Origin of the sequence: Frankia alni ACN14a, from assembly GCF_000058485.1 — a bacterium.
In the GTDB taxonomy this organism is placed as follows: domain Bacteria; phylum Actinomycetota; class Actinomycetes; order Frankiales; family Frankiaceae; genus Frankia; species Frankia alni.
Map to the genome: position 1 here is coordinate 4,013,941 of NC_008278.1, position 24,655 is coordinate 4,038,595.

Genomic DNA, 24,655 nt, shown 5'->3' on the forward strand with positions numbered 1-24,655 from the left:
GACCCCGACCGGCATCTCGCCGCCGGGGCCCGTCCCACCAGGGAGACACATGGCCACCCCGCAGGAGCGCCGCGCCGCCGACCAGCAGGACCGCTACGCCGAGCACCGTCGCGCCCAGGTGACGATCCTCGCCGCCGCCGAGCACCTGGACCCCGCCGACCTCAGCCTGCGCGCCCGCCAACTGCGCGACACCGCCCAGGCGATCCTGCGTCGCCGCCTCAGCGTCAGACTCCCCGTCGACGCCGTCCCGGGCACGTAGGCCGCGTAGGTGCACGCGACCGTGGGAGCCTGCGGCGTTCCTTGATCCTCACCGTCGAGGTGGGGCAGGATCGTGGAGGTCGAGGTCCTGCCCGGCGCCCTGGCGCGGTTCCGCGGAACCGCGCCGCGTCGGCCTCGGTCCCAGTCCCGGTACCCACAGGCCATGGTGCCTTCGTGTCTTTCTGTGCCTGCCTGCGTTCGGCGGATCGCCGCCGGTCATCGCGACGGCGTCAGCGGTACCCGATCGCGCTGGCGGGCGTTCGAGGCGGCCAGCGGCGGTGCGCCGGCCGGTCTGGACATCGCCGCCACCCTGGAGTGACCGTGCTCGCGGGTGGTGTCGGGGGCGGGGACGGCGGGTCCGGGGTCCAGGGCGCCGAGCGCCGCCGGGTCGCAGGCGTCGGCGAGCAGGTCCAGGGACAGGCCGAGGACCCCGGCAAGTGCGGCGACGGTGAAGAACGCCGGCGTCGCGATGCGGCCGGCCTCGATCTTGCGCAGCGTCTCCGGGGACACCCCGGCCGCGGCGGCGACCTCGACCATGCTGCGCTCGCCGCGCGCGGCCCGCAGCAGCCCGCCCAGCCGCTCGCCACGTTCCCGTTCCGCCCTCGTCAACGGCGCCCGTACCATACCCGTGATACTAATACCGTTATAGTTATTGGGTTCGGTGGGTGCCGACGCGGCGCAGGCGCGGCGTCGGCGCACGCGGGGAAAGGATGGTCGGGATGGTGGAGCTGAAGTCGGCCGCTGCGATCGAGGCGATGGCCGCGGCCGGGGAGGTCGTCGCCCGTGCGCTGGGCGCCACCCGCGACGCTGCCGCCGTCGGGGTCACCCCCCGCGAGCTGGACGCGGTCGCGCACGCGGTCATCCGCGACGCCGGGGCCATCCCGGTCTTCCTGGACTACCAGCCCGGTTTCGCCCCGACGCCGTTCCCCGCGGTCATCTGCGCCTCGGTCAACGACGTCATCGTCCACGGCATCCCCGGCGACACCCCGCTGCGCGACGGCGACCTGGTCAGCATCGACTGCGGCGCCGAGCTCGACGGCTGGGTCGGCGACGCCGCGATCAGCTTCACCGTCGGCGCCGGACGCCCCGACGACGCCGCTCTCATCGACACCACCGCCGCGGCGCTGGCCGCCGGCATCGCCGCCGCCGTCCCCGGCGGCCGCCTCGGCGACATCGCCGCCGCCATCGGCGCCGTCGGGCGCGCCGCCGGCTACGGCATCCCCCGCGACTTCGGCGGGCACGGCATCGGCCGGCACATGCACGAGGATCCCAGCGTGCCCAACGACGGCCGGCCCGGACGGGGCATGCCGCTGCGCGCCGGGCTGGTCCTCGCGCTGGAACCGATGTTCTGCGCCGGGGGCCGCGACAGCTACCGCACCGCCGCCGACGGCTGGGCCCTGCACACCATCGACGGCAGCCGCGCCGCCCACGTCGAGCACACCGTCGCCATCACCGCCGACGGTCCGCGCATCCTCACCACCACCGCCTCGGCCACCACCGCCTCGGCCACCACCGTCTGAGCACCAGCGTCGGAGCCAGCGCTGCCAACCGCCACCGGTCGGCAGCACCTCGCGTCGCTCCGCCCGCACCCCGAGCGGATCGCGCCCCTGCTCGGCGCGGGTGGCGCCCGGTCCGTTGCGGGTCGCCGCCGCGGCGGTCGATAGTCGGAGCTGACCGTCCCGGCACCCGCCGCCGGGCTGGTGGCCACCCCAACCCGACCCCGGACCCCTCGGAGCGTGCCGTGACGTCGCCGTCAACCGCCCTGCAGCCCTTCACGATCGACGTCCCCGACGCGGTCCTCGACGATCTGCGCCACCGGCTGCGCCGGACCCGGTGGACCGAGCAGATCCCCGGCACGGGCTGGGACCTGGGCACCGACGTGGACTACCTGCGCGGGCTGTGCGCCTACTGGGCGGACGGGTACGACTGGCGCGCCGCCGAGGCCCGCCTCAACCGCTGGCCGCACCTGCGCACCGTCATCGACGGCACCACCGTGCACGCCCTGCACGCCCGCTCGCCGCACCCGGGAGCCGTGCCGCTGCTGCTCACCCACGGCTGGCCCGGGTCGATCGTGGAGTTCGGCGGGGTCATCGACCGCCTCGTCGACCCGCCGTCCTACGGCGGCGACGCCGCCGACGCCTTCCACGTCATCTGCCCGTCCCTGCCCGGCTACGGCTGGTCCGGGCCGACGGTCGAACGCGGCTGGCACGTGCGGCGCATCGCCGACGCCTGGGCGCAGCTCATGACCCGCCTGGGCTACGACCGCTTCGCCGCCCAGGGCGGCGACTGGGGCGGGGCCATCACCGCCCACCTGGGCGCCTACCACCCCGACCGACTGATCGGCATCCACCTCAACCTGGTCCCGCCGCCGCCGATGACCCGCGAGGAACGCGCCAACCTCACCCCCGAGGAGATCGCCGACCTCGACTTCGCCCGCCACTTCGCCCAGTACGAGACCGGCTACCAGGCCATCCAGGGCACCAAGCCGCAGACGCTCGCCCACGCCCTGGCCGACTCCCCGGCGGGGCTGGCGGGCTGGATCGTGGAGAAGTTCCGCACCTGGTCGGACTGCGACGGCGACGTGGAGAAGGCGATCAGCCGCGACGACATCCTCACCAACATCACGACCTACTGGGTGACGGAGACGATCGGCTCGTCGATCCGGCTGTACTACGAAACCCGCGCCGCGGGCCTGCTCGGCGCCCCCGAACGGCAGATCAGCACCCCCACCGGTGCGGCGATCTTCCCGAAGGAGATCTACCGGCCGGCACGCGCCGTCATCGCCCGCCACTACAACCTGCGGCGCTGGACCGTGCAACCCCACGGCGGCCACTTCGCCGCCCTCGAACAGCCCGAGCTGTTCACCGCCGACGTCACCGCCTTCTTCCGCACCCTGCGCCCCTGACCCACACCCCCAGGCCGACCGACGACGCGGTTCCGCGGAACACCATGATCGTCGAAGTCGCAGCGTGGCCGGATGCGGCGGCGGAAAAGGGGGTGACGGATCGCGGCGGGGCCGGCAGCCTGACCGGATGATCCGCACCCCCGACGGCCCCGACCCGGCGCCGACCCCCAGCCCCGACCACCCCGCCTCGTCCGATCACCCCGCCTCGTCCGACCACCCCGCGCTGCCCGGCGAGTTGCGTTGGCGGCGGCCGGGCGGCGCCGACCAGGCGCGGGTGCTCGCCGTGCTGGACGACTGGTGGGGCGCCCTCGGCGGTGAGGCCGGTTCCCGGCAGCGGGCCCTGCTGCTGCCCCGGCTGTTCTTCCAGCACTTCGCCGACACCTCCCTGCTCGGCGAGGCCACCGACGGCCGGCTGACGGCCTTCCTGATCGGTTTCCGTTCCGCCGCGCAGCCCGACGCCGCCTACATCCACTTCGTCGGCGTCGACCCGGCCCTGCGCCGCCGCGGCGTGGCCGCCGGACTGTACCGGTGGTTCTTCGCCCAGGCCGCCGCCGGCGGCGCCCGGCGCGTCGATGCGATCACCAGCCCGGGCAACGCCACCTCCGTGGCCTTCCACACCGCGATCGGCTTCCGGATCATCCCGGGGCGGCGCACGGTCGACGGCGTCGACGTCCAGGTCGACTACGACGGGCCGGGGCTGCACCGCATCGCCTTCACCCGCCCCCTCACTCCCGCCGACACGGCACGGGCGTCGGAGTCCTGAACCGCTGCGCGCGGCTGCGGGGGTCGACGGGGGCCGCCGGGTGCGGTTGCGCCGACGACCCCACTGTCCACGGCCACGACCGAAAACCGGCGGCGGTCCCTCGGTCACAGCGGACGAGCCGCGTGTACCCCGGGCGGACGGACCGGGGTTCTGTCAGGACAGGCGGCGGGTCCGCCAGAAGCAGGACCCGGTCAGGAGCAGGGCGAGGGCGAGGAAGAGGCGCTGTTTCGGATCCTTGCAGGGCCCAGTCACGAGGTCTTCCAGGATGAGCAGGCGGGGCGTTCGGCGATCCCGAGGGTGAGGGCGAGCTGGGCCCGTTGGCCACCCGAGAGGGTCGCGGCCCGCGCAGTCGGGTCCAGCCCGAGCTGGCGAATCCGCGCGCGGGCCAGCTCGTCGTCCCAGCCCGGGTTGAGCCGGGCGCCCAGGCGCAGATGATCGGCGACGCTCAGCCCGGCGTACACCGGGGGCCTGCAGGACGGCGCTCACGCTATGTCCTGCGCCGCGGCGGACCGGAAGGTGGTCGTGAACAGGGCCTCGATGCTCTCGTCGTCGAGGCCGGCCCGGCGGGCCCTGGCCAGCCAGCGTTGCAGGTCCGCCCGCAGCAGCCCGTGCGCGGCGAGCGTGGAGTCGGTCAGCGTCCGCGTCACGAACGTGCCGATCCCGGGCCGGGCGGCCACCAGACCGTCGCGCTCCAGTTCCCGTCGATGCATCCCCAGCCGCAGCGTCCCGCCTTGACGGGCACAACTTCCTCGGTACATTAGTCAAGTAACTAACCGACGAACATGGGTCGCCGACGATGGGGGAGTCAATGTGCTCGATGACGCCACACCACTGTTCACCCAGATCGCCCAACGACTCACCGAGGAGATCGCCGACGGCACCCTCGCCGAGGGTGCACGGGTGCCCTCGACCAACGAGCTGGCCGCCTACTACCGGATCAACCCGGCCACCGCGGCCAGGGGCCTGGGCGTGCTGACCGACGACGGGCTGCTGGAGAAGCGCCGCGGCATCGGCATGTTCGTCGCGCCCGGCGCCCGGGCGCGGCTGCTCGACGAGCGCCGCCGCCAGTTCGCCGAGCGCTACGTGCAGCCGCTGGTCGCCGAGGCCGGCCGGCTCGGCATCGACCCCGACGAGCTGGTGGCACTGATCCGCCAGGCCAGCCCCACCCAGACAGGCATCGCCCGGTGACCGCCACGATCTCGGTGCGCGGCCTGACCCGCCGCTACCGCCACCACCTCGCCCTCGACGATGTCGGACTCACCGTCGACGGGCCGTCCATCACCGGCCTGGTCGGCCGCAACGGCGCCGGCAAGACCACACTGCTGCGCATCCTCGCCGCCCACGAGCTGCCCACCGCCGGGCAGGTGCGCGTGCTCGGCGCCAACCCGATCGAGAACGACGCCGTCCTGCGCCGCATGGTCTTCGTGCGCGAGGACCAGAGCTTCCCCGACATCCGGGTCCGCGACGCGCTGAAGGCGGCGTCGTGGTCGCATCCGGGCTGGTGCGCCGAGCTGGCCGAGACCCTCGTCGGCGAGTTCGAGCTGCCGACCGACCGGCCGATCAAACGGCTGTCCCGGGGCATGCGTTCGGCCCTGAGCATCGTCATCGGCCTGGCCGCCCGCGCCGAGGTCACCCTGTTCGACGAGCCCTACGCCGGCCTCGACGCCGTCGCCCGCCAGCTGTTCTACGACCGGCTGCTCGCCGAGTACGCCGAACACCCCCGCACGATGCTGCTGTCCACCCACCTCGTCGACGAGGTCGCCGGGCTGCTGGAACGGGTGGTGATGATCGACCGCGGACGGATCGTGCTCGACTGCGCCGCCGACGACATCCGCGGCGGCTGGACGATGGTCAGCGGCCCGAGCGCCGCCGTGCAGCGCCTCGTCGCCGGACGCCCCACCCGCGGCCGGCGCACGATCGCCTCCCAGGAGTCCGTCGTCGTCGCGCAGGCCCTCGACGACACCGACCGCCTGCGCGCCCGCGAGCTGCGCCTGCGGGTGGAACCCCTGTCGCTGCAGCAGGTCGTCGTCCAGGCCTCGGCGCTGGCCACCGAGCAACCGACCGAGGAGAGCCGCCCATGACCACCGGGCGCACCATGCTCACCATCGCCCGCTTCCATCTGCTGCAGCGTTTCCTCTACCTGGTGCTGCCCTGGGCGATCCTGGCGTTCAGCTTCGCCGTGAACCTCGTCGTCTCCGCCGAGCTGCCGGCGGATGCCAACCACTCCGGCGGGCTGGCCACGATCTACATCTACGTGTTCGCCGGCGGGCTGCTGGCGACCTTCCGCTCCCTGCCGTTCGGGCTCGCGCTCGGGGTCAGCCGCCGCTCCTACTACCTGGGGACCGCCGGGCTGGGGATCGCGCTGGCCGCCGTGTTCGCCCTCGCCCTCACCGCGGCGCAGGCCGTCGAGCGGGCCACCGGCGGCTGGGGGGTCACCCTGCACTTCTTCGACCTGGCCTACCTGCTCACCGGGCCGTGGTACCAGACCTGGCTGACGTCGTTCGTGGGCCTGGTGCTGATGTTCGTCTACGGGATGTGGTGGGGGCTGGTGTACCGGCGCTGGAATCTGCCCGGCCTGGTCGCCTTCCTCGCCGGGCACCTGGTCGGGCTGCTCGCCGCCGCGCTCGCCGTCACCTGGACCCACACCTGGGCCGGTGTCGGGGACTTCTTCACCGCCCTGAGCGCCGTGGGTCTCACCGGGGTGCTCGCCGTCCTCGCCGCCGCGCTGCTCGCCGGCGGGTTCACCACGATCCGCCGGGTCACCGTCTGAGAAACCCGGGGGCCCCGACGGCGCTGTCGCGGGTCCCGACGACGTCGAAGAACGGCGTCTCGGTGGCACCCGGGCACAGCGCCAGCACCCGCACTCCCGCCGGGCGCGTCTGCGCCCACGACGGTGACGCCGGCCGCCTCCCCGGCCTCGCCCGGGGCCCGAAGCCGGGGTAGCTTTCTGCGATGTACGTACCGGTGCCCTTCTCGGCCGACGCCGCGACCATCGCCGAGATCCTCGCGCACCCCGGGGCGGCCGACCTCGTCACCGTCACCGACACCGGGCCACTCGCCTCGGTCGTGCCGTTCGTCCTGGACCCCACCCGGGGTCCGCGCGGAGCGCTGCTGGGCCACCTCGCCCGCGGCAACGACCAGTGGCGCACCGGCCGCGACGGGCCGGCCCTGGTCATCGTGGGCGGCCCCGACGCCTACATCTCCCCGTCCTGGTATGCGGCCAAGGCCGAGCACGGCCGCGTCGTACCCACCTGGGACTACATCCGGGTTCACGTCCACGGCCGGCTGCGCGTGCACGACGACCCCACCTGGCTCGCCGACGTGCTGCGCCGGCTCACCGACACCCACGAGGCCGCCCACGCCGAGCCCTGGTCCGTCGACGACGCCCCACCCGACTACCTCGCCGGGATGCTGCGCGCGGTCGTCGGCGTCGAGGTGGTCATCGACCGGGTCGAGGCGGCGGTGAAACTCAGCCAGAACCGCCCGCCCGCCGACGTCGAGGGGATCCTCGCCGGGCTGCGCGCCCGCGGGGAGCACGCCACCGCCGACGCCGTCGCCCACCACCGCCCCCCGACCCCGCCCACCGGGCCACGCCAGCCAGGCCAGCCACGCCAGCCACGCCAGCCACGCCGGCCAGACCGGTCAATCCAGCCAAGCCAGGCGACTGCGCAGGACGCCCAGGACGCGCCCATCACGCCGACGCCGCCGGCCGCCGACGGGTGACCCCCACGCGGGGGAGGCGCCGGGCGCCCACCGCCGCCGGTAGGCCCACGCGGCCGGGTCCGCCCCCGCGCCCCGCCGACCCCGCAGGCCCGCGCGGCCCCGAGACGCCCCGAGACGCCCTCGGCGCGCCCCCCACCCGGACTCCCGCCCGCCCTGACCAGGCCCGCGGCACGGGCCCGCCCGGCAGCGGGGCACCCGGCCCGATCGGGCCATCAGGGCCCATTACACGCCTCACGTTCCACCTACAAGAGGAGGAATGTCCCGAATGGACAACGCGGGGGCGGTGTGGAGTTCGTCGAACCTCTGTACAGACCCCCCCGGGGGCGCGGTAGCGTGCCCACCGTCACGTCGTCCACCGATCCGGCTACACACCGGTAGGACCGTCGCCGTGGACGGCTCGCCGCGTACCCGACGTCAAAGCCCAGCTCCGGCACCCGCAGCGGGCCCGCCGGGGCGAGGCGGGCGCGGCGGGCGGCAGCCCACGACCACCCGACGGTGACACGACGTGACGGACAGGGGTGGGCGTGCCCGCGGCCCGCGCCGCCGCGGCAGCCGGCCGCGCCGACGCCGGTGCGCCCGGCCCGCCCGGGCCCCGGTCCAGCCCGGACGTGACAGCGGGCGCGAAAACGGGCGGTCCGGCCGGCGGTGTGCGCCGCCGGCCGGGAGGTGGAGGGGATGCAGGGCATGGACGCGGTGGAACTGCCGGGCGCGCAGGTGCCGGACCGCTTCGGCCTGTCCGCCGCCGCCCGCGCCGCGGCGATGATCTCCCGGGAGATCGCCTACGCCGACCCCGACCCGCTCGCACTCAGCGAGTTCGACGACCGCCTCTACCGCTACGCCACCACCCTGCTCAGCGTGTCCCCCACCAGCCTGCTCGGCCCGATCGTCGGCGACTGGCGCCGCGTGCAGGCCGCCCTGGCGCGGCGGCTGTCGCCCGCGGTGCACATCGAGCTGACCCGCGTCGCCGGCTACCTGTCGTTCTACCTGGGGGTGCTGTCCGCGGACACCGGCGCGGACACCTCCGCCCGCCGCTTCGCCACCCTCACCGAACAGTTCGCCGCCCAGCTCGACGACCGGCTGCTCACCGGCACCTCCCGCAGCCTGGACGCCGCGATCGCCTTCGCCGACGGACGCCTCGACGCCGCCCGCGCCGCCGCCGCCCGGGCCGCCGCCGTCGAGCATCCCTACCTGCACGGCTGGGCCGCGGCCGCCGAGGTCACCCTCGCCGCGGCCGCCGGGGACGAATCCGGCGTCGACGCCGCGCTGACCCGCCTGCGCGACCGCCCGGTCGTGCGCGGCCTGCGTCATCCGGGCTGGCCCGCCTTCGACGACGTCCGCGAGGCGTGCGTCGTCGCCGACGCGATGGCCCGGCTGCAGGTGCCCGGAGCCCGTTCCGCGGCGTGGCGTGCCGTGGCGATCACCACCCCGGGCACCCTCGAACGCGGCTGGGCGCTGGCCGCGCTGGCCACCACGCTGGTCAACCACGACCCCGCCACCGCCGGCGGTGTCCTCGACGAGATGGTCGCCATCCTCGACGCCCGCCCGTCGCGGCTGCTGGCCACCCGGGTGCACGAGGTCCTGCTGCTGATCTCCTCGCCCCCGGTCGACCGCGCCCCCCGCACCGCCGGCGCCTCCTGAGGGGAGCCCGGCCGGGTCGGGTCAGCGCGGCGGGGTCGGATCAGTCAGCGACGTCGGCGAGGGCGACGACCTGGGCGGGGGACAGGCGCACGAGCAGCTCGCCGGGCACGCCGTTGCGCGCGCCGTACTCCTCGGCCCGCTGCGCACCCATGTAGCGGGCGGCGATGCGCGTGGCCCAGTGGCGCACCTCGGCCAGGTCCTCGGACAGCGCCACCGGCCCGGTCAGGGTGACGAACGAGTACGGCGGCCGCTCGTCGTCGACGCAGAGCGTCGCGACCCCGGTGCGCCGCAGCGCCCGGCCCTTCACCGACTCCGCCCCGGTGTTGAACACGATGTCGCCGCCGTCGAGGAGGAACCAGATCGGCACCACATGCGGCCGCCCGTCGGCACGGACGGTGCCGAGCTTGCCGGTACGCGTGCCCGCCGAGACGAACTCCCGCCACTGCACCTCGGTCATCGTCGCCATACGGGCACCCTATGCCGCCCACGACGCCGCCCGGCCAGGCCACGCCCGCCGCGGACTCCACGGTGCCCAGGGCACCTGTCGCCGGAGGGTCTCGACGCTTCCCGGCGCCGCCGGGGCGCGCACAACCTGCGGCAGCGGGCCCGCCGACTGCCGGCAACGGGCCCGCCGACTGCGGCAACCCGCATGCCGAGCCCGACCGGTGGGCGGTCCCGGCTTCGGCCGTCTCAGGCCGACGCCCGGTACGCCTGCTCGCCCGACCCGCTGGGATCCACGACGAACGAGTCCGCCGAGTCCGCGGCGGTCCCAGCGCTGCGGCCCGAGCCACCGCGAGGCAGACCACCGCCAGGCAGACCACCGCCAGGCAGAGCGCTGCCGGCCAGGGCGCTGCCGGCCAGACCGGTCGTGCTCGAAACGGCGGTGCCCGGGGCAGCGCCGGTCTGCGCGCCACGCGCACCGGTGGCGCGCAGACGACGGCCTCGACGGACCAGCAGCCGCTCGGCGAGGGCGTCGGCCCGTTCGATGTCGTCCAGGGTGGCGCGGGTCCGCCGTTCGACCTCCAGGATCGCGGCGAGCAGCTCGGCGGACAGCCGGGTGCGTGCGGCAACCCGGGCCACACTCGGTGGCAGCGACGCCGTCGCACCCCCCGGCCCGGCCGTCCCCCCCGGTGACCCGCCCGCGCCCCCCGCCTCCGAACGGTCAGCGTCGAACCGGCCAGCGTCGGGATCGGCACGGCCCGGACCCGGCCCGCCCGGACGGCCGCTGTCCAGCCGCGCCCGGGCGGGCGAACGGCCGTGCGCTCGGCCGGGCGCGGGGGGAGCCCCGACCTGGACGGGCCGCGCCGCCGTCGATCGCGCCGCCGTCGGGCGGGCGGACTCGGGCTGGCGGGCGGGTGCCGGCGGGCGGGCGGACGGAGTGGACCGGGCGGTGAGGTGCAGCAGAGCCATGCCTCAGTGATACCGCGCCAGATACGCACCGCAACGCCTTGACTTCTCCGCGCCGCGCGGGATCACCCTTTTCCCACAGGACATCCACAGGGTCACGTCGAGTTACCCACCGGCCCGTCGACAGGGTTGTCCACATCCCGATCATCGTGTGATGAACATCACAGATCGCCGGGTCGGGCGAGGATCCGCCGACGCTCGGCGCCGTCCACCCGCGACGGGGGGTCGGATCGGCGAGCATGGACCCATGACCCGGACACGCCGATGACCGGTGACGCGGAGGACCGGTGACGCGGTGGACCGACGGGGCGGACCGACGGGCGGATGACCCTGGCACGCCCATGACAGCGACACCGCTGCCCGGGGGGCGCGTCAACACGGTCGTCCGGATCGGGGACACCGTGCGTCGATGCATGCCGGACCGCGCCGAGTTCGTCCACCGTCTCCTTCGCCTGCTGGCGGACCGCGGCTTCGAGGCAGCGCCGCGGCTGCTCGGCGTCGACGGCCAGGGCCGCGAGATCCTCACCTACCTGCCCGGCCATGTCGCCTGGCAGGACGACCAGCCGGCCGCCGTCACCGCCGACGACAGCCTTGCCCGCCTCGCCGAGCTGGTTCGCCGGCTCCACGACCTGACCGCGTCGACGGCGCTGGCGCACGGCGGCGAGGTCGTCTGCCACAACGACCTGGCGCCGCGCAACACCGTCTACCGGCCGGTGGCCGGGGCGCTGCGCCCGGTGGCACTGCTGGACTGGGATCTGGCGGCGCCCGGCCGACGCATCGACGACGTCGCCCACGTCTGCTGGCAGTTCCTCGGACTCGGCCCGTCGGCGACCGACCTGACCGAGGTGATCCGGCGGATCGCGGTGATCTGCGACGCCTACGGGCTGCGTCACCGTGACCGCCTGATCGCGACGATCCTGTGGTGGCAGGACCGATGCTGGCGCGGCATCGAGCGCGGTGCGCGGGCCGGGCAGCCCGGCGCCCTGCGCCTGCGCGAGGCCGGCGCCGTCGAGGAGGTGCGCGCCGCGCACCGCTGGGTCGCCGCCCATCGCGGCCGCCTGCAGGCCGGGCTCGTCGGGCGCCGCCCGCCCGGGGACGGCGGCGGTGGGGGCAGGCACCGGGGCCGGGAGGGTGACGCGGTTGCGCGGAACCCGGGTCACGTACACGGAAAGGATATCGATCACGACGTAGGGTGGTGATGATCTTCCGGGGTGGTGGTGCGCAGGAGCTGGAGCCGCGGCGGGAAGGCCGGCCGCGGCCTGTCACCAAGCCGTTCACGAAGCCGAAGCACCCTGTTACAGTGTGCCCCAACGATCGGGGGATCGCATGACGGAACGGGATGACCCGCGCGCCCAGCCGGACGGCGGCGACCCACAGCCACAGCCCTTCTACGGTCAGCCGCAACCTCCCTACCCTGCGTACGGGGACGCCGGCGCGCCGGGCGGCTACGACGGCCCCTACGGCCAGCCGGCCGGCGGGCCGGTCGCACCCTGGCAGGGCCAGCCCTACGGCGGGGCGTATCCGCCCACCGGCGGCGCCTATCCACCACCGGGCGGCTACCCGATCGGCCCGCCGCAGCCGTTCCCCACCACCGGCGCCCCGGGGCCGCTCGCCCCGCAGAAGTCCGTCGCCGTCGCGCTGCTGCTGACCTTCCTGTGGTTGGGCGCGGGGCACCTCTACGCGGGCCGGACCACCACCGGCGTCATCCTCCTCGTCGTCGACCTGTTCCTGTGGATGCTGTCGTTCTTCATCATCACGTTGATCCTCACCATCCCGGTGTGGCTCATCCTGTGGGTAATCGCCATGGTCACCTCGGCGACGGCGGTCAACGACTACAACACCAGGATCGGCTACCCGCGGGCCTGAGCGACGCCCACCGCCGCGGGCGGTCGGGCCCGGCGCGCGGCCGGGGTGGCGGCGCAGGTCAGCCGGCCGGGTGCGCGCCGCTCGGCGCGGGTGCGCGGGCGAGGTCGCCTCGACGAGGCGGGTGGCGTCGGCGTCACCCTGCTCGGCGGCATGTTGTGCACGGTCCATCAGCTCAGACCGTGCACAACGTGCCGCCCTGCAAACGTGCCGCCCTGCAAAGAGGTCTACTCCGGCAGAACAGTGCGTGGCGGTGGGTCGACACCGATACCGCGCAGCGCCTCGTCGACGAAGGCGCCCTTGGCGTTGGTGTAGGCGTTGCGGTTGTCGCGGTGCGCCATGGCCAGGCGCTGTTTGAGCCGGGCGTACCGCCCGCGCAGGTCCGCGTCGGCGCGCAGCGCGTCGCGGAAGGCGAGCAGCGCGCGAGCGTGCGGATCGGCAGCGGCGAGCACGTGCAGGTGATGGGTGCGCGCGGCCGGACGGGGGCGCAGCAACCACAGGCGGTAGCGGCCGGCCGGATCCTGCGGCCAGTACAGCCAGCCGTCGACGGCCAGCGCCGGCAGCGCGCCACGCGCGGCGTCGAGGTCGTGCACCGGGGCGAGCAGGTCGACGACCGGCTTCGCCGGCAGGTCCGCCACCGCGGTGGAGCCGATGTGCTCCACCGCGCCGGCGAGCAGATCCCCGAGGATGTCGGTGACCCGGTCGCGCTGCTCGGCGAACCGGCCGGCCCATCCCGGGTCGTGGGCGACGAGGTCGACCGGCTCGTCGGTGCCATCCCCCCGCCCGCGCACGGCGCTCAGCGACGCCAGGGAGAGCGCGACGTGCTGCGCGGCAGCGGTTCGGTGGCCGCCCAGATGCGTCGCCAGCGCGCCGTCGGGGTGTCCGGGGCGCCGCGCAGCCGCGCGGAGATCGACACCGGGCCGGTCCCGCTGCGCGCCGCGGCGCGGGGACGGTGGCGGCCCAGGGCGCGTGCCTCGCCGACGGCCGGCGTCACCGTCCCGTCGGCACCCTCACGGTCGGCCGCGGTCGGCTGGCGCGGTGGCGCGCCGGACCCGCCCGGCGCGTCCGCGGCGCCGGCCGCCTCGGCCGTCCCGGCCGCCTCGGCCGTCCCGGCCGCCTCGGTCGTCCCAGCCGACTCGGTCGTCCCGGTCGTCTCCGCGCCGGCCGGGGCGGCAGTCTCGGCGACCGGCGGGATCGAGGCGGACGCGGGTGAGGCGAGGGAGCCGCAGGGCGAACCGAGGGAGTCACCGGGCTGCTCGGCCAGTGCCGCCCGGGTGGCGTCCCACCAGCTGGTGGCATCCTCGGCGCACAGCCGGTCGACCTCGGCGGCCAGCCGGGCGGTGAACGTCCGCACATCCTCACCGGGCAGCGGACGCAACGGCCGACCGAAGCGCACCGTCACCTGCGGGCGGCCCGGCAGCGGCCACGACCGCCCCCGCGGCATCGCCGCGAACGCCCCCCGCACCCCCACCGGCACCACCGGCACCCCGGCGTTGATCGCCAGATAGGCCGCGCCCAGCCGGAACCGGCCCCGCGCCCCGTCCCGCGACCGCGTCCCCTCCGGGAAGATCACCAGGTTCCAGCCGTCGCGCAACAGATCCATCGGCGTCGACGACGGCGCCCCACCGCTGCGATCGATCGGCACCGTGGCGAACGCCAACGCGCTGGACGCCCCCCGCCACACACTGTCGAAGAAGTAGTCCGCCGCCGCCGTCACCGCGGTCCGCGCACGCACCCGCCCGGGCAGCGCACACAGCAGCATGGGCGCGTCGAGATGACTGGTGTGGTTCGACACGATGATCACCGGGGTGTCGCGGACCTCGTCGAACACCTCCGCGCCATGCGCGTGCGCGGTCAGCGAGGCGTGCAGCAACGGATTCATCACCCCGCTGAGGAACGCCGCCCGCGTCGTGCGCGCCGCACCACTGCGCGCCCACCCCGTGGGGAACTCCCGCGACGCCGGACGCGCCGCGCGGCCCGCGTCCCCGACCGGCGCCCACGGCGGGCCACCCCGACGAACACCCCGCGCGGCCTCGCGCAGCCCCACACCCCGTCGCGGCCTACCCATCCCGATCACCCATCCGTCCCGAGCACCCTCGTCCTACCGGTCCATCCACCACGACCCGCAACCGGCCGCCGCGCGGCCCCCGCCGGCGCACCGCACCCCGCGTGCCTCGCCGCGGTGCCGCTCACCGCACGTCGGCGATGAGCTGCGGCGGGCTGTGCAGATAGGTGATCGACGGGTCGCGGCCCACCGCACCCGCCACGATCTCCAACGCATCCGCCAACGTCGACGCCGCCCGGTACCCCAGCCGCGCGCACGCCGCCCGATCCCCACCCACGAAGACCACCTCGGCCAGATGCGCCCGCGCCGGCGCCGTCTCATACCAGCGGTGGAACGGATGCACCCCGTGATGCGCCAGCGACGTCCGGTACAACGACGCATACCACGGGTCCGTGGCGTACTGCCGCTCGAACTTCGCCTCGATCGTCGCCGGATCACTCGACTCGGCGAGCACCTCCTCGTAGAAATCCACATACGACGGCTGATGCAACTGGGAGAACCGCGCCGCCACCGGATGGTAGACGATCATCGCTCCGTTCTCCCGGACGACGGGCCGCCCCCGATGGCGGGCGAAGACGTCGCCGAGCGCACCGTGCGCGGCGAGCACCGGATCCGCCGGCGCCCCACCCTGATACGCCCCGAACGGGGGCAGCCCCACGACGACGACGTCGCTCTGCCCGTCGACGTCGACCCGCTGCTGGGCGTCGAGCGCCTCCCACGCCGCCACCGCCACCGCCTGCGGCGCACCGGCCGTCACCGAGGTGATCGCATAGTCGGCGGCCAGATCGCGCAGCACCCGCGCCCGCCCCCGCCCCCCGAGCAGCTCCAGGCCCCGGCCCACCCCGAACGCCAACGCCGAATCAGCCGGCGACCATTCCCACTCCCGGCGGGTCAGAAACGGCGCCGGCCCGAGCGCGGCGTTCACCGTCGCCGTGACCGCGAACACCGGCACCGCCGCGCCCAGCACCGCCCCCACCCGCTGCGCCGCCGCGCCCTGCACGACTGCGCCGTCCACCGTCCCGCCGCCGCCCGCACCCGCCGCGGCGGCCTGCGTCACCGCCGCCACCGCATGCACCGCGCGCAGCGACGCATACGACGACAACCCCTCGACCAGCGCACCGAGCCCACCCTGCCCGGGGCCCTGCACGATCCCGACGGCGACGAGCAGATCGGCCTCGGCCACCGCCCGAGCGACCTCGACCGGCTCGCCGGCGTCGCTGCGACCGACCTCGACGAGGTTCGCCGCGTCCTCGGCGTCGTGGCAGGCCAGCTGCGTCGGCCAGAACGACCGGAACACCCGCTCCCCGACGATCCCCGCCACCTCGGCGGCACCCAGACGCCGGTGCAGCCCGTTGGCCACCACCAGCGTCACCTCGTCGACACCGGCCGCCGCCGCCACGGTCAGCACCTGCTCCAGGATCCGCCCGCGTACGTCCACCCCCCGCACCCGCGGCTGCGGAGTACGCAGATCGTCCACGCTGATCGCCAGACGCATCCCCGGGCGCAGCAGCGCCGACAGCGGCGCGCTGCCCACCGGCTCGGCCAGCGCCGCGCCGATCGCCGCGTCGACGTCACCGACCCCCGGGCGCGGCTGCGGCGGATACACCACCCGCGTGCCCAGCGGGAACCGTTCCAGCAGCACCCCGGCGCCGGAATGGACCAGCAGCGGGGGAGTCCGCTCGTCGACCTCGAGCACGAACCCCGGTCTCACTGTCGCGATCCTCTCCACGTCCGCCCCGATGAGCCACACCCTGCGTGCGCCCAGTCCACCCCCGCCGCCCCCGCCATCCCGATCATCCCGGGCATCCCGGCCCTGGGCGTCCGCCCGGCCGCGGTCATGACGGCGCCGCCGGATCGAACGCCACCCGCACCGCACCGAGGCGCCCCGCGTCCCACGCATGGGCCAGCGCGTCACGCCACCGGGTCAGCGGATAACCACCGGTGACCAGCCCGTCCAGCGGCGCGGTCGCGGCCAGCTCCCACGCCCGCGCCAGCACGTCGCCCGCCCCCGGATCGGCGCTGGTCCGCGCCGCCCCGACCAGCTCCAGCCCCCGCGCCCACAGCGGCGTCAGATCCACCCGGTCCGACGGGGTACCGGCCACCACCACCCGCCCACCCGCCCGGGTCGTGCGCAGCGCCGTCGCCAGCGCCTGGGCGCTGCCCGCCGCGTCCACCGCCACATCCACCCCGCCGAGCAGGAACGACCCGCCCGACGACGGGGTCACCCGCAGCGCATGCGTGCCGCGGCGCACCCCGGCGACCGCCCCGGCCGGGTCGAACACCGCGTCCGCGCCGAACCGGCCGGCCACCTGCGCCTGACGCGGATGACGCGCCACGACGGCCACCGACCCGGCGTCGGTGAACGCCCGCAACGCCAGCACCGTGCACAACCCGACCGCCCCCGCGCCGACGACCAGCACCCGCGCCCCGGGCGCCACCCGGGCCCGATCGGCGGCGTGCACGGCGCGAGCCAGCGCGTCGAGGAGCACCGCACGCTCGTCGGGCAGACCCTCGGGCACCGCGTGCAGCTGACCACGATGGGCCAGCGTGACCCGGCTCCATCCGCCGCCACCGACCCCGACCTCAGCCGCCCGCGCCCCCACGCCCGCCCCCGCCTCGGACGGCGAACCTGCCCCCGACAGCGACACGGATCCGGCCGGCGGCGCCACCGGATCGACGACGACCCGGGCACCCGCGGCCAGCACCCGGCCGTCGGGAAGGGCCACCTGCTGCTCCACCCGGCCGACGACCTCCCGTCCCGGCACGAACGGCAACCCGACCACCGCCGTCAGATACGCCGACGCCCGACCGGTCACCAGCGCCAGATCCGCCCCGCCGATCCCCGCCAGCGACGGCCGCACCCGCACCCAGCGCTCATCCGGCGGCCGCGGATCATCACGGTCCACATACCGCAACGGCACCGCCCGCCCCAGCCCGCCCAGCGCCCCGGCACCCGCCTGGGCGACCAGCCGGGCGGCGACGTGGCGCGCCGGGGAGTCATACAGCTCCAACCCGCGCGTCACCACCCACCCCCCGCACCGCCCACGCCACCGCCAGCACCGACGGCACCGCCAGCACCGACGGCGGCACGGGCCCGCGTCGCCGCGGCCTGCCAGCCCCGCTCCACCCGACTGCCCACCACCAGCCGCGGTTCCCCCGCCGCCGCCGCCCACTCCTCGATCGGCCAGCCCGCACCGCGCGCCACCTGGTGCAACGCCACATCCGGGTTCACCGCCACCGGATTACCCACCGCGCGCAACAACGGCAGATCCGACTGACTGTCCGCATACGCCCACGACGCGGCCAGATCCGCCCCCGTGCTGCGCGCATGATGGCCCAGATACGCCGCACGCGCATCCCCGACCAGCGGCGAGGACGCCAACCGGCCGGTGAGCAGCCCATCGCCGCCCACCTCCAGCCGGGCCGCGACGATCTCGTCGAACAGCGGCGCGAACGGCCGGGTCAGCACCTCCACCGCCCCGGTCAGCAGCACCGTGCGATGCCCCGCCGCCCGATGCTCCCGCACGCGGCGAATCCCCGCCGGCTTCACCCGCCGCAGCAGAATGTCCCCGGCCACCTCGGCGACCAGCCGCTCCAGCTCCTCCGGATCGGCCCCCGCATAACGGGCATACACCGCGCGCATCAGATGCCCCCGGTCACGGCGCTCCGCGCGCACATACCCCGGCAGCGCCGCCGCCAGCCCCGCCAGCTCCCGGGCCCGCCGCCGCGGCCCGGCGTCGGCCAACCGCATCCACAGATACGACTCGATCACCGTCGCGCTCGCCACCGCACCGTCGAGGTCGAACACCGCCAGCACCCCGTCGCCGGCAGCCAGATGCCCCGACAGCCGCCGGCGCGGCGCGGCCTCACGCGGACGACGCAGCACCGCCGTCACCGCCGGGCAGTGCACCTGCTGCAGGTAGTGCCGCCAGTCGAAACACGCCGGGTCGAACCCGAACTCCACCTGGTCGGCCGGATCCAACGCCGCGTGCAACGCCGCCGTCGCATCGTCGACGTAGACCAGCTCCGCCTTCGTGTACGCCCGGTACACATCCGAATAGCGGCGCAGGAACGCCACCCGGCTCTGCGCCCGTTCCAGCTCCCCGGCCAACGCCCGCGTCCGCGCCGACGCCGGGACCTGCGCCAACGCCCGCCCGGCCAACCCCACCAGCCGCTCGGAATGACGCAGCCGCGCCTCCACCGCCGCCGCCCCCGCAAACGGCCACGACGGCACCGCGATCGCCCCCCGGCCCCGCTGCGGCAGCGGATCGGCCAGGAAGTACTCCCGCACATGGGCGTACAGATCACGGAACAGCAGCGGGTTACGAAACCCCGAACACACCGTGTAGTAGGCCGGCCGCTCCACCGGCGGCACCGTGGCCGCCGCGGCCAGCGTCGCGTTGACGACCAGGTCCACCGGGATGATGTCGACGACCGCGTCCGGGGAGGCGGGGAAGTCCGGCAGCTCCCCGCGGCCGTAGGCCAGGATCAGCGGCTCGGCCATCTTGAACCCCTCGATCCACCCGGGGAACGGCCGCGCCAACGCACTTTCGATGATCGAGGGCCGCAGGATCGTCAACGGCAACGCGCCGTGATGCTCCTCCAGGAACCGTTCCCCCAACGCCTTGGTGAACGTGTACGCATCGGTCCAGCCCAGCACCTGCGCCCGCTGCCCACCGGCCTCGACCAGCCGGCGCGCCACCCACGCCCGGCGCAGCTTCTCCGCCTCCGCCGACACCGTCTGCGCCCCGGCCGCGGCGAAGCGCCGCTGCGCCTGCGTGCGAAAACGCGCCGAGTTCTCCGGCGAGCGCGAGGCGTCCTCGGTCTGCTGACGCACCCGCGACGCCGAATCCTGCTCCACCCGCCAGTCCACGTCATGGACCAGCGGACCCTCGGCGATGTGCCCCGAACGCAACCCCGCCACATACGCCGTCGACACGTGCACCAGATGCGGACGCGCCCCCGCCGCGGCCAACGCCCGCAGCAGCTCCTGCAGCCCGCCGACGTTGATCCGGAACCCGTCGTCGATCGGCGGGTCGAACGACACCTCCCCGGCACAGTGGATGACGACGTCGATGTCGCCGGGCAACGCCGGCAGCCGCGACAGGTCACCCTCGACGACCTCGACGCGGCGCGCCACCAGCTCGGCGAGCCCCGCCGCCCCGAGCCGCTCACGCAGCTGGCGAAACGCCGGCTTGCGCGTCATCCGCGCCAGCCGCGCCACCCCCGTGTGACTGCCCCGCGGCCGCACCAGCGCCACCACCGAGGTGTCGGGGAAGTCCGACAGCAACCGTTCCAGCAGCGCCTCGCCCATGAACCCGGTCACCCCGGTCACGAACACCCGCCTACCCGCGAGCCGCTCGCGCAGCCCCACCCTGACCTCCGCTGCCGTCACCGCCGACACCCTCATCCGGGTACCCGCACCCGCCGTAAGTCCGGATGGGCGGGTGCACATCCGGTGGGCAACCCTAGGCGACGCCTCGCCCCCGCGGCGCCAACCTGCTCATCACGGGTGCGTGCCCAGGCCGCGGTACGCAGGGAAACCTACCGTCCGCACCTCTGCGCGGTGACGGGCAGCCCCACGATCCGGCCAGCCGAGTGGACAACCACCCCACCCGTCTGCTTCCCCAGCGCGGGGCCACCACCGGGCCACCCCACGGTGGGGGTACCCCCGTGGACCCCCCGAACGGGGGCAGCCGACCCGCAGCAGAGAAGACGACCCGCCGCGGCCCGGGGACCCGAGACAGGGGCCGACGCCCCGCCCCGGCGCGGCGGGTGACCGCCCGCTCAACGGGTGGGCGCCCGCTCAACGGGTGGGCGCCCGCTCAACGGGTGGGCGCCCGCTCAACGGGTGGGCGCCCGCTCAACGGGTGGGCGCCCGCTCAGCGGGTGGGCGCCCGCTCAGCGGGTGGGCGCCCGCTCAACGGGTGGGCGCCCGCTCAGCGGGTGGGCGTCCGCTCAGCCGGCGGCGACCGCGCCCAGGGCGGACACCAGCCGCGTGCACGGCCCCGCCAGCCCCCACCGTTCGCTCAGCGCCAGCACCGCCTGCGGATCGGCCGGGCTGACCGGCAGCCGCCCGTCGACGTCGCCGACGTCGCAGTCACGCACCACCGCGACCACCCCGACCGCGGCGTCGAGATAGTCACGGGCGGCCAGCAGCCGCCGCCGCGCCGCCACCGGCACCCCCTGCACCTGCCCGCCACCCCGCCCACCCGGCGCCACCGCAGCAGAAGCAACCGAAGCCGGGGGAGTCGAAGCCGGGGGAGTCGGGGGAGCGGCCGCCGGCGGTGGCGTGTCGAGCGCGGCGAGGATCGCCGCCAGCGACCCGAACCGGTTCAACAGCGCCGCCGCGGTCTTCGCGCCGATCCCGGCGACGCCGGGCAGCCCGTCGCTGGGATCGCCGCGCAGCACCGCGAAATCGGCGTAGGCCCGCCCCGGGATGTCGTAGCGGGCGCGCACCGACGCCTCGTCGACCACGGCGAACTTCTCCACCGCGTACCGCACCCGCACCCCGGCGGCGTCGTCGACGAGCTGGAACAGATCCCGGTCCCCGGTGAGGATGTCCACCCCACCGCCCCGAGCGCCGCCGCCGTGGCGGGTCGCGAGGGTGGCGATGACATCGTCGGCCTCGAAACCCGCCGCGGCCGCCCGCGCGATCCCGAACGCGTCCAGCACCGCATCGATGATCGGAAGCTGGACGGTCAGCTCGTCGGCGACCTCCTCGACCTCCCCGCCCGCCGCACCGTCTCCGCCCGCCCCCACCCGGCCCGCCGCCGCGTCCCCGACCACGGCGCCACCAGGCGCCGAGACGCCGGCCCGCCCGGCGGGCACAGCCACCCGGTGCGCTTTGTACGACGCCAGCAGCGCCACCCGGAACGCCGGACGCCAGTCGGCGTCGAAGCAGGCCACCAGCCCCCGCGGGCGAACCTCGACGATCTGACGGGCCAGCACGTCGAGCAGACCCCGCACCGCGTTGACCGGCGTCCCGTCCGGCGCCCGCACCGACCGCGGCACCCCGTAGAACGCCCGGAAGTACAACGACGGGGCGTCGGCAAGCAGCAACCCGCCGCCCGGCGCACGCGCCGCGCCGGTCGCCACCGGATCCACCGCCGGGCCTCCCGCCATCACCGACCCCCTACCGTCCAGCCCCCCACCGTCCGCGCCGCCCCACGCCGCCCGACGGCCGTATCACCACCATCACGACGGCAGCGCCGCGCCACCGCGCCCCACCCACACCTGATCCCGACCGTACCGGCTGTCCCACCGGGACCAGGCAACGGACCAGAAACAGCTCCCTCGCCCCGCGCCGACCTGCGTACGCTCCGGATCGTGCTGGAAGATCTCGACCGTCGAATCGTGCAGATGCTGTGCCGAGATGGGCGCATGAGCTTCACCGACCTCGGCCGGGCCACCGGCCTGTCGGTCTCCGCCGTCCATCAGCGCGTACGACGCCTGGAACAACGTGGAGTGATCACGTCCTACACGGCGCTGGTCGACCCCTCCCAGGTGGGTCTGCCCCTGACCGCCTTCGTCTCGATCACCCCGATCGACCCGAGCCAACCCGACGACGCCGCCGACCGGCTCGCCCACATCGTCGAGATCGAGGCCTGTCACAGCGTCGCCGGGGAGGAAAGCTACCTGCTCAAGGTGCGCGTCGCCAGCCCCGGCGACCTGGAGGTCCTGCTCCAGCGCATCCGCGCCGCGGCCAACGTGTCCACCCGCACCATGGTCGTGCTCTCCACCCCCTACGAGGGCCGCCCCCCCGCCCTGTAGCGCGGCGCCCGCTTATCCAGAGGGATAAATCGGGCACGAAGCCCTCTGGATAAGCAGGACCTCAGGTCGGGGGATGCCGGTCAGCCGGTCAGTCGGGACGGCCGGTGAGCGCGACGCCGGTGGCCGCATCGAACAGGTGCAGCCGCCCCGGGTCGAACCACAGCTCGACCTGCGCCCCGCGCACCGCCGTGCTCGCCGCCGCCAGGCGCGCCACGACCTGCTCCCCGACGCCGGGCACAAGGGCGGCGCCGGCCTCGCGTAGCACCCGGGCGAGACCGGCGGCCTGCCCCGACCCCACGGGCAGCGCAGCGTAGACGTACTTGTCCGACCCGACCGACTCCACCACCTCTGCGACCACGCTCACCCGACCGCCGGGCCGATCGGCCCCGACGACCGCGACGTCCTCGAAATGCTCCGGACGGATCCCGAGCACCAGCGACGCACCCCCCGCCCCCGCGGCCGGCGGCGCCGACCCCACCGCACCCTCCCCACCCACATCCACCGCCGCCGGCCGCGCCGCACCGGCGGACAACGCCCGACGCAGCCGATCGTCCAGCGCCACCGCGCCCAACGGCGAGCGCAGCACATCGCCCTCCACCGACGCCGGCAGGAAGTTCATCGCCGGGGAACCGATGAACCCGGCCACGAACAGGTTCACCGGCCGCTCGTAGAGCTCCACCGGCGCCGCGACCTGCTGCACCCGCCCCGCCCGCAGCACCGCCACCCGATCCCCGAGCGTCATCGCCTCGACCTGATCATGCGTGACGTACACCATCGTCGTACCCAGCCGCCGCTGCAGCCGCGCCACCTGCGTCCGCGTCGCCACCCGCAGCGTCGCATCCAGGTTCGACAACGGCTCGTCCATCAGGAACACCGCCGGCGACCGCACGATCGCCCGCCCCATCGCCACCCGCTGACGCTGACCCCCCGACAGCATCCCCGGCTTACGGTCCAACCACGGCGTCAGATCCAGCAGCTCCGCCACCTCGCGGACCCGCTGCTCGATCCGCGCCCGCGGCACCTTCGCCAACGACAACGGAAACCCGATGTTACGCCGCACCGTCATATGCGGATACAGCGCGTAACTCTGGAACACCATCGCGACATCCCGCTCGGCCGGCCCCAGCCCGTTGACGACCCGACCCCCGATCCGCAGCTCCCCGTCGCTGATGTCCTCCAACCCGGCGATCATGTTCAGCGTCGTCGACTTCCCGCACCCCGACGGCCCCACCAGGATCAGCAACTCCCCGTCGGCGACCCGCAGACTCACATCGTCGACCGCCACCTGCCCGTCGGCGAACCACTTGCTCACATGCGCCAGCTCGACCTCCGCCATGACCGCCCGCCTATCCCTTCACCGCACCGGACGTCAGCCCGGCGACGATCCGACGCTGGAACACCAGCACGAACACGATGATCGGAATCGTGATCACCACCGCCGCCGCCGCGATCGACCCGATCGGCTGGGTGAACTGCGACGCCCCGGTGAAGAACGCGATCGCCGCCGGCACCGTCCGCGACGACTCCGTCGACGTCAACGAGATCGCGAACAGGAAGTCGTTCCAACAGAAGATGAACACCAGAATCGCCGTCGTCACCAGCCCCGGCGCCGCCAGCGGCACGATCACCCGCGTGAACGCCTGCCACGGCGACGCCCCGTCCACCGCCGCCGCCCGCTCCAGATCCCGCGGAATCTCCCGGAAGAACGCCGACAACGTGTAGATCGCCAGCGGCAGCGAAAACGTCAGATACGGCACGATCAACCCGATCCACGTATCGAAGATGCCGATCTGACGCCACAGGTTGAACAGCGGACTGACCAGCGAGATCTGCGGAAACATCGCGATCAGCAACGCCAGGCCCACCAGCAGCCGCCGCCCCGGAAACACCAGCCGCGCCACCGCATAGGCCGCCATCGCCCCCACCACCACCGCCAGCACCGTCGAGATCAACGCGATCCCCACCGAGTTCACCAACGCCCGGGTGAACAGCGACGCGTCAAAAATCCCCCGGTAGTTCTCCCACGTCCAGTGCCGCGGCACGAAACGCCCGTCCCCGACCGACGCCGGCGTCTTGAACGACAACGACACCAGCCACGCCAAGGGCACCAGCGACACCACCACGATCACCGTGTTCACCGCCACCCACCCCGACACCACCGACCCCCGCCGCCCACCACCGCCACGCCCCCGACCACCCCGACGCCCCCGCACACCGAAACGCCCCCGCACACCGGCCGCCCCCTCGGACGCCATCCCGC

Annotated in this window: 24 protein-coding genes and 1 pseudogene; 12 read left to right on the forward strand and 13 right to left on the reverse strand. The window is 74.8% G+C overall.

Translation table 11 applies throughout. The annotated features are described in order from the left end of the window. Window positions 1–49: 49 nt before the first annotated feature. Window positions 50–259 carry a hypothetical protein gene (locus FRAAL_RS16345; RefSeq protein ID WP_011604876.1) on the forward strand — a complete coding sequence of 70 codons (210 nt, stop codon included), beginning with the start codon at window positions 50–52 and terminating at the stop codon, window positions 257–259. Between the two features lie 389 nt (window positions 260–648). Here the strand turns inward: FRAAL_RS16345 and FRAAL_RS30965 are convergent. Further along, window positions 649–882, reverse strand: a pseudogene (locus FRAAL_RS30965) (helix-turn-helix domain-containing protein); the annotation flags it as partial. Window positions 883–977: 95 nt separating this feature from the next. Here FRAAL_RS30965 and map point away from each other — a divergent pair. From map to FRAAL_RS16365, 3 genes are all read left to right on the forward strand, one after another. Next, a complete protein-coding gene (gene map, locus FRAAL_RS16355; protein ID WP_041939387.1) occupies window positions 978–1,778 on the forward strand; it encodes a type I methionyl aminopeptidase in 801 nt (266 codons plus the stop codon). Between the two features lie 221 nt (window positions 1,779–1,999). Next, a complete protein-coding gene (locus tag FRAAL_RS16360; RefSeq protein WP_011604879.1) occupies window positions 2,000–3,163 on the forward strand; it encodes an epoxide hydrolase family protein in 1,164 nt (387 codons plus the stop codon). 127 nt (window positions 3,164–3,290) lie between these two features. Continuing rightward, window positions 3,291–3,926, forward strand: a complete 636-nt coding sequence (locus FRAAL_RS16365; RefSeq protein WP_083866815.1) for a GNAT family N-acetyltransferase — start codon at window positions 3,291–3,293, stop codon at window positions 3,924–3,926. Between the two features lie 248 nt (window positions 3,927–4,174). Here the strand turns inward: FRAAL_RS16365 and FRAAL_RS16370 are convergent, their stop codons facing one another. Beyond that, window positions 4,175–4,387 carry a P-loop NTPase family protein gene (locus FRAAL_RS16370; RefSeq protein ID WP_011604882.1) on the reverse strand — a complete coding sequence of 71 codons (213 nt, stop codon included), beginning with the start codon at window positions 4,385–4,387 and terminating at the stop codon, window positions 4,175–4,177. Window positions 4,388–4,408: 21 nt separating this feature from the next. Then, window positions 4,409–4,636 (reverse strand): GntR family transcriptional regulator, encoded by a 228-nt coding sequence (locus tag FRAAL_RS16375; RefSeq protein ID WP_011604883.1) that lies wholly within the window; start codon window positions 4,634–4,636, stop codon window positions 4,409–4,411. A 100-nt stretch (window positions 4,637–4,736) separates the two neighbouring features. Here FRAAL_RS16375 and FRAAL_RS16380 point away from each other — a divergent pair, with 100 nt between their 5' ends. The 5 genes from FRAAL_RS16380 (at window position 4,737) to FRAAL_RS16400 (ending at window position 9,287) form a co-directional block, all read left to right on the forward strand. Continuing rightward, window positions 4,737–5,114: a GntR family transcriptional regulator gene (locus FRAAL_RS16380; protein WP_011604884.1), complete on the forward strand. Its 378-nt coding sequence runs from the start codon at window positions 4,737–4,739 to the stop codon at window positions 5,112–5,114. After that, window positions 5,111–6,007, forward strand: a complete 897-nt coding sequence (locus tag FRAAL_RS16385) for an ABC transporter ATP-binding protein (protein ID WP_011604885.1) — start codon at window positions 5,111–5,113, stop codon at window positions 6,005–6,007. Before FRAAL_RS16380 ends, FRAAL_RS16385 begins: the two co-directional genes overlap by 4 nt. Next, entirely contained in the window at window positions 6,004–6,696 is a 693-nt protein-coding gene (locus FRAAL_RS16390; RefSeq protein ID WP_011604886.1) for a hypothetical protein, read from the forward strand. The genes FRAAL_RS16385 and FRAAL_RS16390 overlap by 4 nt, the downstream gene beginning before the upstream one ends. Window positions 6,697–6,878: 182 nt before the next feature. Further along, window positions 6,879–7,649 carry an FMN-binding negative transcriptional regulator gene (locus FRAAL_RS16395; protein WP_011604887.1) on the forward strand — a complete coding sequence of 257 codons (771 nt, stop codon included), beginning with the start codon at window positions 6,879–6,881 and terminating at the stop codon, window positions 7,647–7,649. 684 nt (window positions 7,650–8,333) lie between these two features. Then, window positions 8,334–9,287: a hypothetical protein gene (locus FRAAL_RS16400; RefSeq protein WP_041940623.1), complete on the forward strand. Its 954-nt coding sequence runs from the start codon at window positions 8,334–8,336 to the stop codon at window positions 9,285–9,287. A gap of 40 nt (window positions 9,288–9,327) precedes the next feature. On the opposite strand, the gene FRAAL_RS16405 is transcribed toward FRAAL_RS16400, so the two are convergent. Further along, complete coding sequence (locus FRAAL_RS16405) at window positions 9,328–9,753, reverse strand: PPOX class F420-dependent oxidoreductase (protein ID WP_011604890.1); 426 nt, start codon at window positions 9,751–9,753, stop codon at window positions 9,328–9,330. 224 nt (window positions 9,754–9,977) lie between these two features. Further along, window positions 9,978–10,697: a hypothetical protein gene (locus FRAAL_RS16410; RefSeq protein ID WP_041939388.1), complete on the reverse strand. Its 720-nt coding sequence runs from the start codon at window positions 10,695–10,697 to the stop codon at window positions 9,978–9,980. A gap of 338 nt (window positions 10,698–11,035) precedes the next feature. On the opposite strand from FRAAL_RS16410, the gene FRAAL_RS16415 reads away from it, so the two are divergent. Together FRAAL_RS16415 and FRAAL_RS16420 are read left to right on the forward strand one after the other, a co-directional pair. Then, window positions 11,036–11,893: a phosphotransferase gene (locus tag FRAAL_RS16415; RefSeq protein ID WP_083866817.1), complete on the forward strand. Its 858-nt coding sequence runs from the start codon at window positions 11,036–11,038 to the stop codon at window positions 11,891–11,893. Window positions 11,894–12,020: 127 nt separating this feature from the next. After that, window positions 12,021–12,560: a TM2 domain-containing protein gene (locus FRAAL_RS16420; protein ID WP_041939389.1), complete on the forward strand. Its 540-nt coding sequence runs from the start codon at window positions 12,021–12,023 to the stop codon at window positions 12,558–12,560. A 224-nt stretch (window positions 12,561–12,784) separates the two neighbouring features. On the opposite strand, the gene FRAAL_RS16425 is transcribed toward FRAAL_RS16420, so the two are convergent. From FRAAL_RS16425 to FRAAL_RS16450, 6 genes are all read right to left on the reverse strand, one after another. Further along, window positions 12,785–13,348: a GrpB family protein gene (locus FRAAL_RS16425; RefSeq protein WP_011604894.1), complete on the reverse strand. Its 564-nt coding sequence runs from the start codon at window positions 13,346–13,348 to the stop codon at window positions 12,785–12,787. A 5-nt stretch (window positions 13,349–13,353) separates the two neighbouring features. Next, window positions 13,354–14,625 carry a lysophospholipid acyltransferase family protein gene (locus FRAAL_RS16430; RefSeq protein WP_041940625.1) on the reverse strand — a complete coding sequence of 424 codons (1,272 nt, stop codon included), beginning with the start codon at window positions 14,623–14,625 and terminating at the stop codon, window positions 13,354–13,356. 121 nt (window positions 14,626–14,746) lie between these two features. Continuing rightward, window positions 14,747–16,333 carry a lactate racemase domain-containing protein gene (locus FRAAL_RS16435; RefSeq protein WP_231861033.1) on the reverse strand — a complete coding sequence of 529 codons (1,587 nt, stop codon included), beginning with the start codon at window positions 16,331–16,333 and terminating at the stop codon, window positions 14,747–14,749. A 124-nt stretch (window positions 16,334–16,457) separates the two neighbouring features. After that, window positions 16,458–17,645, reverse strand: coding sequence for a zinc-dependent alcohol dehydrogenase (locus FRAAL_RS16440; RefSeq protein ID WP_041940627.1), 1,188 nt, complete (start codon window positions 17,643–17,645; stop codon window positions 16,458–16,460). After that, on the reverse strand, window positions 17,642–19,996 hold the full coding sequence (locus tag FRAAL_RS16445) for an SDR family oxidoreductase (RefSeq protein WP_041940628.1): 2,355 nt from the start codon (window positions 19,994–19,996) through the stop codon (window positions 17,642–17,644). Before FRAAL_RS16445 ends, FRAAL_RS16440 begins: the two co-directional genes overlap by 4 nt. A gap of 584 nt (window positions 19,997–20,580) precedes the next feature. Next, entirely contained in the window at window positions 20,581–21,747 is a 1,167-nt protein-coding gene (locus FRAAL_RS16450; RefSeq protein ID WP_050997145.1) for a 5'-3' exonuclease, read from the reverse strand. A 204-nt stretch (window positions 21,748–21,951) separates the two neighbouring features. On the opposite strand from FRAAL_RS16450, the gene FRAAL_RS16455 reads away from it, so the two are divergent. Continuing rightward, the gene (locus FRAAL_RS16455; protein WP_009738598.1) at window positions 21,952–22,395 is read left to right on the forward strand and encodes an Lrp/AsnC family transcriptional regulator; all 444 of its coding nucleotides are present in this window, start codon (window positions 21,952–21,954) and stop codon (window positions 22,393–22,395) included. Between the two features lie 88 nt (window positions 22,396–22,483). Here the strand turns inward: FRAAL_RS16455 and FRAAL_RS16460 are convergent, their stop codons facing one another. Together FRAAL_RS16460 and FRAAL_RS16465 are read right to left on the reverse strand one after the other, a co-directional pair. Then, window positions 22,484–23,731 (reverse strand): ABC transporter ATP-binding protein, encoded by a 1,248-nt coding sequence (locus FRAAL_RS16460; RefSeq protein WP_011604900.1) that lies wholly within the window; start codon window positions 23,729–23,731, stop codon window positions 22,484–22,486. A 10-nt stretch (window positions 23,732–23,741) separates the two neighbouring features. Continuing rightward, window positions 23,742–24,650 (reverse strand): carbohydrate ABC transporter permease, encoded by a 909-nt coding sequence (locus FRAAL_RS16465; RefSeq protein WP_306282253.1) that lies wholly within the window; start codon window positions 24,648–24,650, stop codon window positions 23,742–23,744. Between the last annotated feature and the right edge of the window lie 5 nt (window positions 24,651–24,655).